The organism is Saccharopolyspora sp. NPDC050389 (genome assembly GCF_040655595.1).
GTDB lineage: Bacteria > Actinomycetota > Actinomycetes > Mycobacteriales > Pseudonocardiaceae > Saccharopolyspora.
In genome coordinates, this window is sequence record NZ_JBFAKG010000070.1 from 48,625 (window position 1) to 55,948 (window position 7,324).

At 71.4% G+C, this 7,324-nt stretch carries 4 protein-coding genes; all 4 read left to right on the plus strand.

What is annotated here, in order from left to right; translation table 11 throughout:
* Positions 1–44: 44 nt before the first annotated feature.
* The 4 genes from AB0I53_RS34885 to AB0I53_RS34900 all read left to right on the plus strand — a co-directional run bounded on the left by AB0I53_RS34885 (position 45) and on the right by AB0I53_RS34900 (position 7,235).
* Positions 45–2,009, plus strand: coding sequence for a TIGR03960 family B12-binding radical SAM protein (locus AB0I53_RS34885; protein ID WP_358612740.1), 1,965 nt, complete (start codon positions 45–47; stop codon positions 2,007–2,009).
* 276 nt (positions 2,010–2,285) lie between these two features.
* Positions 2,286–3,080: a TIGR03936 family radical SAM-associated protein gene (locus tag AB0I53_RS34890; protein WP_358612742.1), complete on the plus strand. Its 795-nt coding sequence runs from the start codon at positions 2,286–2,288 to the stop codon at positions 3,078–3,080.
* Between the two features lie 166 nt (positions 3,081–3,246).
* Positions 3,247–6,261 (plus strand): translation initiation factor IF-2 N-terminal domain-containing protein, encoded by a 3,015-nt coding sequence (locus AB0I53_RS34895; protein ID WP_358612744.1) that lies wholly within the window; start codon positions 3,247–3,249, stop codon positions 6,259–6,261.
* A 65-nt stretch (positions 6,262–6,326) separates the two neighbouring features.
* Positions 6,327–7,235: a hypothetical protein gene (locus AB0I53_RS34900; RefSeq protein WP_358612746.1), complete on the plus strand. Its 909-nt coding sequence runs from the start codon at positions 6,327–6,329 to the stop codon at positions 7,233–7,235.
* Positions 7,236–7,324: the final 89 nt, after the last annotated feature.

The window sequence follows — 7,324 nt, forward strand, 5'->3', positions numbered from 1 at the left end:
CGCCCCCGGTCTCCCGATCCGGGGCGGACCTCTACCCTGGTCGCGTGCGTGTGGAGTCCGTTTTCGACAGGTTGGAACCGCTGCTGCCGCGCGTCTCCAAACCCGTGCAGTACGTGGGTGGGGAGCTCAACGCGACGGCGAAGGCGTGGGACGACGCCGCCATCCGGTGGTGCCTGATGTACCCCGACGCCTACGAGGTCGGCCTGCCCAACCAGGGCGTGCAGATCCTCTACGAGATCCTCAACGAGCAGCCGGATGTGCTCGCCGAACGCACCTACGCGGTGTGGCCGGATCTCGAAGCGCTGATGCGGGAGCACGACATCCCGCAGTTCACCGTGGACAGCCATCGGCCGGTCGGCGCGTTCGACGTGCTGGGCCTCAGCTTCGCCACCGAACTCGGCTACACCAACATGCTCGGCGCGCTCGACCTCGCGGGCATCCCGCTGCACGCGGTGGATCGCACCGATGATCATCCGATCGTGCTGGCCGGCGGGCATGCGGCGTTCAACCCGGAGCCGATCGCCGACTTCCTGGACGCCGCGGTGCTCGGCGACGGCGAGGAAGCGGTCCTGGAGATCACCGAGGCCATCCGGCGCTGGAAGGCCGAGGGGCAGCCGGGCGGGCGGGACGAGCTGCTGCTCCGGCTGGCCGAGTCCGGCGGCGTGTACGTGCCGAAGTTCTACGACGTCACCTACGGCCCCGACGGCGCGATCGCGGAGGTCGTGCCGAACCACGACCGGGTGCCGTACCGCGTCTTCAAGCGGACGACCATGGAGCTCGACGACTGGCCGTACCCGAAGAAGCCGCTGGTGCCGCTGGCCGAGAGCGTGCACGAGCGGATGAGCGTGGAGATCTTCCGCGGCTGCACCCGCGGCTGCCGGTTCTGCCAGGCCGGGATGATCACCCGGCCGGTGCGGGAGCGGTCCATCGAAGGCATCGGCGACATGGTGCAGCGCGGGCTGGAGGCCACCGGTTTCGAAGAGGTCGGCCTGCTGTCGTTGAGCTCGGCCGACCACTCCGAGATCGCCGAGATCACGAAGGGGCTGGCGGACCGCTACGAGGGCACGAACACCGGGCTGTCGCTGCCGTCGACCCGGGTGGACGCCTTCAACATCGACCTCGCCAACGAGCTGTCCCGCAACGGCCGCCGCTCGGGCCTGACCTTCGCGCCGGAGGGCGGCAGCGAGCGGATCCGGCGGGTGATCAACAAGATGGTGTCGGAAGAGGACCTGATCCGCACCGTCTCCGCCGCGTTCGCCAACGGCTGGCGGCAGGTCAAGCTGTACTTCATGTGCGGGCTGCCGACCGAGACCGACGAGGACGTGCTGCAGATCGCCGAGATGGCCAAGCAGGTCATCCGGGCCGGGCGCGAGGTTTCGGGCCGCAAGGACATCCGCTGCACGATCTCGATCGGCGGCTTCGTGCCGAAGCCGCACACCCCGTTCCAGTGGGCGTCGCAGAGCGATCCGGACACCATCGACGACCGGCTGCGCAAGCTGCGCCAGGAGATCAACACCGACCGCAGCCTGGGCCGCAACATCGGCATGCGCTACCACGACGGCAAGCCGACGATGGTCGAGGGCTTGCTGTCGCGCGGTGACCGCCGGATCGGCCGGGTCATCGAGCGGGTGTGGCGCGAGGGCGGCCGGTTCGACGGCTGGAACGAGTACTTCTCGTTCGAGCGCTGGATGTCCTGCGCCGCCGCCGAGCTCGAACCGCTGGGCGTGGACGTGCACTGGTTCACCACCCGCGAGCGCGGCGAGACCGAGGTGCTGCCGTGGGACCACCTCGACTCCGGGCTGGACAAGGAGTGGTTGTGGGCCGACTGGCAGGACGCGCTGGACGCCCGCGAGCAAGACGACTGCCGGTGGACGCCGTGCTTCGACTGCGGCGTGTGCCCGACGATGGGCACCGACATCGAGGTCGGCCCGACCGGGCGGAAGTTGCTGCCGATTTCTCCGGTCGGACAGGGCTCCCCGGTTCGCAACCCGGCCCTCAACGGCGGCTGACCACCGCCGCAATCACTGGATTTTCCCTGGTCAAGGGCCTCCCGTTCGGGGCGCCTGCGGTTTCGTCCGAAGCCGCAGGCGCCCCGGCGGAGCGCTCGGTACCGGGGTGGTGGCCGGGGTACGGTCCTTCGAAACATGACCCGCAGGTGTTGTCACACTGCGGTTGAGCACGCAAGCATCGACATAGGAGCGGTCGACGACGACCGCCGATGACGATCATTGGTCGGGGAGGGCATCCTGAGTCGGCGAGATCACCCGAATCCCTCGGCGCCACCGGTGCAGAAGCTGCGCCTGCGTTACGCCAAACGGGGACGGCTGCGGTTCACCTCGCACCGCGACGTGGCGCGCACCTTCGAGCGCGCGCTGCGGAGGGCTGGGGTACCGATGGCGTATTCCCAGGGCTTCAGCCCGCACCCGAAGGTGTCCTGGGCGGGCGCGGTGCCCACCGGCGTGTCCAGCGTGGCCGAATACGTCGAGCTCCAGCTCGTCGAGCGGCTCGACCCGGCGATGCTGTGCGCCGAGCTCAACGGCGCGCTGCCGGACGGGATAGACGTGCTCGACGCGGTCGAGGCCGAGCCGGGTCCGCTCGCCGACCGGCTGCAGGTGAGCCGGTGGCGGATCGACCTTCCCGGCACGGACGTCGCCGAGCTGCGCGACGCCGCGACGGCGCTGATGGCGGCCGACACCGCGCTGGTGGAGCGGATGACCAAGGACGGTCGCCGCACCATCGACGCGCGGGCCGCGCTGGTCAGCGCGGAGGTGCAGGACGGCCGACGGGCGGTCGCGGAGAGTGATCAAAATTCCGCGTCGACCGCCCAGGTGGACGATTGGCCGAAGGCATCCGAACCGTATGGGATACTTGTAACGGTCGTGCGGCAGACAACACCGGTCGTACGACCCGACGACGTACTGAGCGCCCTGCGTGTCGTCGCCGGTCTGGCACCGTCGGCCGCCGCGAGTGCGACCCGGCTGGAGCAGGGTCGGCTCGACGACGGGGGAGGGATTGTCGACCCGTTGGCCCGGGCCTCAGGCGGCGGCCGGATTCCGGCGGGAGAGCCCGCGGCGGGGTGACGGGCGGCGCGGACGTCGTCGACCCGCCGTGTCACTTCCCGGCCTGAAGGCCCGGGGCGGAGGGAACACCAGAATTGCCGTCGCCTGCGGGCGGCGGAGACCGAAGATCGCACATGCCTCTGTGCGGCCGCGTCCACCCGGACGCGCCCGGGGGCGGAGGAGCTGGATGTTGAACATGGATACGCCCGCTGGAAGCGCCAGCGGGCAATCGCCCACACCCACCCGCGACGAGCAGGGCACGATCGAGCTGCCCGCCAAGCTCCGGGTGCACGCACTGGCCAAGCTGCTGGGCGCCAGCAGCCGGGAGATCATCACGACGCTGGAATCGATCGGCGAATCGGTTCGCAGCGCCCAGTCGAACATCACCCGAGACGTCGCTCTGCAGGTGGTGCAGGCCCTGCACCCCGAAATGGTGGCCGAGTCGGAGAGCGCGGCCGAGCCGGAGCAGAGCGAGCCCGAAACCCAGGCCGAGCCGGAACCCCAGGCAGCGGCTGCGGCCCCGGCAGAGGTCGAAACCAAGGCCGAGCCGGAGCCCGCGGTTGAGCCGGAGCCCGCGGTGCCGGCGGCCGACTTCGCGCCCGCCGGGGTCGAGCCGGTCGCCAGCGCGTCCGCGCCGGGGCTGACGCCCCTGTTCGCCGCGCCGGAGGCGATGTTCCTCGCGCCCCAGCAGGCCGAGGCACGGCAGGCGCCGAAGGCCGAGCCGGAACCGGCGGAGGCGAAGCCGGAGCCCGAGGCCGAGGCCGTCGAGGCGACCGAGGCCGAAGAGCCCGCATCGACCTCCGCCGAAGCCGATGACGAGAGCGAGCCGGCCGGTCGCCGCCGCCGTCGGCGTGGCCGTCGCGGCCGGGGCCGGGGTCGTGGTGCCGAGTCCGAGTCGGGCGAGGAAGAGTCCGAAACCGCGGAGGAGACCGGCGCCGAAGCCGCCGAACCGGCCGCGGAGGAAACCGCCGAGGAGCAGTCGGCCGACTCCGAGGGCGCGGGCGACTCCAACCGCCGTCGTCGCCGTCGTCGTCGCCGCAAGGGCTCCTCGGACGACGAGAGCAGCGCCCGCGAGGACGATCCGCCGAACACCGTCGTGCACGTGCGCGAACCGGCCGCGGAGACCCGCCAGGACAGCAGCGACGACGAGGTTCGCGCGGTCAAGGGCTCGACCCGGCTGGAAGCCAAGCGGCAGCGCCGCCGGGACGGCCGCGAGGCCGGCCGCCGCCGGGCGCCGGTGCTCTCCGAAGCCGAGTTCCTGGCGCGTCGCGAGTCGGTGGACCGCAAGATGGTCGTCCGGCAGAACGGCGACCAGACCCAGATCGCGGTGCTCGAGGACAACGTCCTCGTCGAGAACTTCGTGACCTCGTCGGGCTCCGGCTCGCTGGTCGGCAACGTCTACCTCGGGCGCGTGCAGAACGTGCTGCCCAGCATGGAGGCGGCGTTCGTCGACATCGGCCGGGGCCGCAACGCGGTGCTCTACGCCGGCGAGGTGGACTGGGACGCCGCCGGGCTGGCCGGCAAGGCCCGCCGCATCGAGCAGGCCCTGCAGACCGGCGACAGCGTCCTGGTGCAGGTCACCAAGGACCCGGTCGGCCACAAGGGCGCCCGCCTGACCACCCAGATCAGCCTGCCCGGCCGATTCCTGGTGTACGTGCCGGGCGGCGGCGCGACCGGCATCAGCCGCAAGCTGCCGGACACCGAGCGCAAGCGGCTCAAGGAGATCCTCAAGCGGATCGTGCCGGACAACGCCGGGGTGATCATCCGCACCGCGTCCGAGGGCACCAGCGAAGAGGCGCTGGACCGCGACGTGCGGCGCCTGCAGGCGCAGTGGGAGGTCATCAAGGAGAAGGCCGAGACGCCGGGCGCGCAGGCCCCGCAGCTGCTCTACGAGGAGCCGGACCTGCTGATCAAGGTCGTCCGCGACCTGTTCACCGAGGACTTCTCGGCCATGACGGTCCAGGGCACCGACGCCTGGGACACCATCGACGCCTACGTCAAGCACGTCGCGCCGGACCTGGCGCAGCGGCTGTCGAAGCACGTCGGCAAGAACGACGTGTTCACCGAGCAGCGGATCAACGAGCAGATCGCCAAGGCCCTGGACCGCAAGGTCTGGCTGCCCTCCGGCGGCTACCTGGTGATCGACCGCACCGAAGCCATGACGGTGATCGACGTCAACACCGGCAAGTTCACCGGCTCCGGGGGCAACCTGGAGGAGACGGTCACCCGCAACAACCTGGAGGCGGCCGAGGAGATCGTCCGGCAGCTCCGGTTGCGCGACATCGGCGGCATCATCGTCATCGACTTCATCGACATGGTGCTCGAGTCCAACCGCGACCTGGTGCTGCGCCGCCTCACCGAGTGCCTGGGCCGGGACCGCACCCGCCACCAGGTCGCCGAGGTGACCTCGCTGGGCCTGGTGCAGATGACCCGCAAGCGGGTCGGCACCGGCCTGCTGGAGGCCTACAGCAGCACCTGCGAGCACTGCCGCGGCCGCGGGCTGCTCGTCTCGACCGACCCGGTCGCGCAGCCGAACGGGCAGGCCGCGGCCGGCAACGGTGCCCGCCGGAACCGGCAGCGCGGCAAGCAGCACGAGCCCGAACAGCCCGCCCAGCAGGAGACGCGCAGCGAGGCCAAGGCGGAGCCCGTCAAGGCGGAGCCGGCCAAGGTCGAGGCACCCAAGTCCGAGGCACCCAAGGTCGAGGCCGCCAAGGTGGCGGAGCCCAAGGCCGAGGAGCCCAAGGCGGAGAAGCCCAAGGCGGAGCCCGTCAAGCCTGCGGTCGTCGAGGCCGTGAAGGCCGAGCCGAAGCCGGCGGCGGTTGAGCCGAAGGCCGAGCCGGAGGCTCCGAAGCCGGAGCCCGTCGTCGAGCCGAAGGCCGTGACGGCGGAGCCTGCGAAGCCGGTCGTCGAGCCGAAGGCGGTCGAGCCCGCGGCAGAGCCGGTGAAGGCGGAGCCGGAGGCGACGTCGCCGGCCGCGGCGAACGGTCGGCCGCGGCGCAAGGCGACGCGGGCCGCCGGCAGCGTCGGCGGGGCGGTGGCGCCGCTGGTGGTCAGCAAGCCGGCCGAGGCGCAGCAGGCCGTTGAGAACGGCCTGCCGAGCGTCGCTCCGGCCGCGCCGGTGCGGCGGGTTCGCCGGGCCGCGTCGCGTCCGGCGGGGCCGCCGGTGGAGGACGCGCCGACCGGGGCTGTCACCGAAGGCTGAGCACATTCGACGGAATGGCCGATTCGTTCAAGAACGGGTCGGCCATTCGTCTTTATCGTCGGCGCATGATTCGATGCACCGCCGAGCGCGTGGCCGCCGTCGAGCAGTTCGTCTGGCTTACCGCGCGCGTGCTGGAACAACGCCGGTTCGAGTTCTTGTTCGCCGAAGGCAGCGCCGACGGGGTGCTGGCCGCGCTCGACGCCTACCGCTGCGCGGACGGCGGCTACGGCTACGCCTTGGAGCCCGACTCGCGCGGCCCGATCAGCCAGCCGCTGCAGACCTTCACGGCACTGCTGGTCCTCGACGAGGTCGGGGCGTGCGACGGGGCCGCGGTGGCGCGGATCTGCGACTACCTGATGTCGATCACGCGCCCGGACGGCGGTGTGCCCGCAGGTGACACGCGGTTGCGGGACTATCCGCACGCGCCGTGGATGCCGATCGTCGAGGAGCCCGAGGGGAGCCTGCTCACTAGCGGCCTGCTTGCGGGCGTGCTGCACAGGAACCGGGTCGAGCACCCGTGGCTGGCTGGGGCCACCGAATTCTGCTGGCGGCGGATCGACGAGCTGACCGAGAGCCACCCCTACGAGGTGCAGGCGGCGGTGTCGTTCCTCGACCACGTGCCCGATCGCGATCGGGCACGTGCCGCGGCCGAGAAACTGGGCGAGTTCGTGCGGGGGAAGGGGTTCGTGCTGCTTGATCCGCAGCATCCCGAACGGGCTCAGGTGCCTCCCGGCTACGCCCCCGGCGAGCTGCACTGCGTCTGGGACTACGCGCCGGAGCCGGCGAGCCTGGCGCGCTCGTGGTTCTCCGACGACGAGATGGCCCGAGGGCTCGACCACCTCGCAGGCCTGCAGGAGGACGACGGCGGCTGGCCGATCCGCTGGCGCGCGTGGGCGCCCGGCACCCACCTGGAGTGGCGACCGCGGGTGGCGATCGATGCCCTGCGCACCCTCCGCGCCTACGACCAGGCCTGATCCGGGGCCGTGAGTCTTTTGGGCTGCTATAGAGGCTGTTTCCAAACTCGATCTGCTTGGCGGTGCGGGTGGCGGAACCTCAGGTGCCT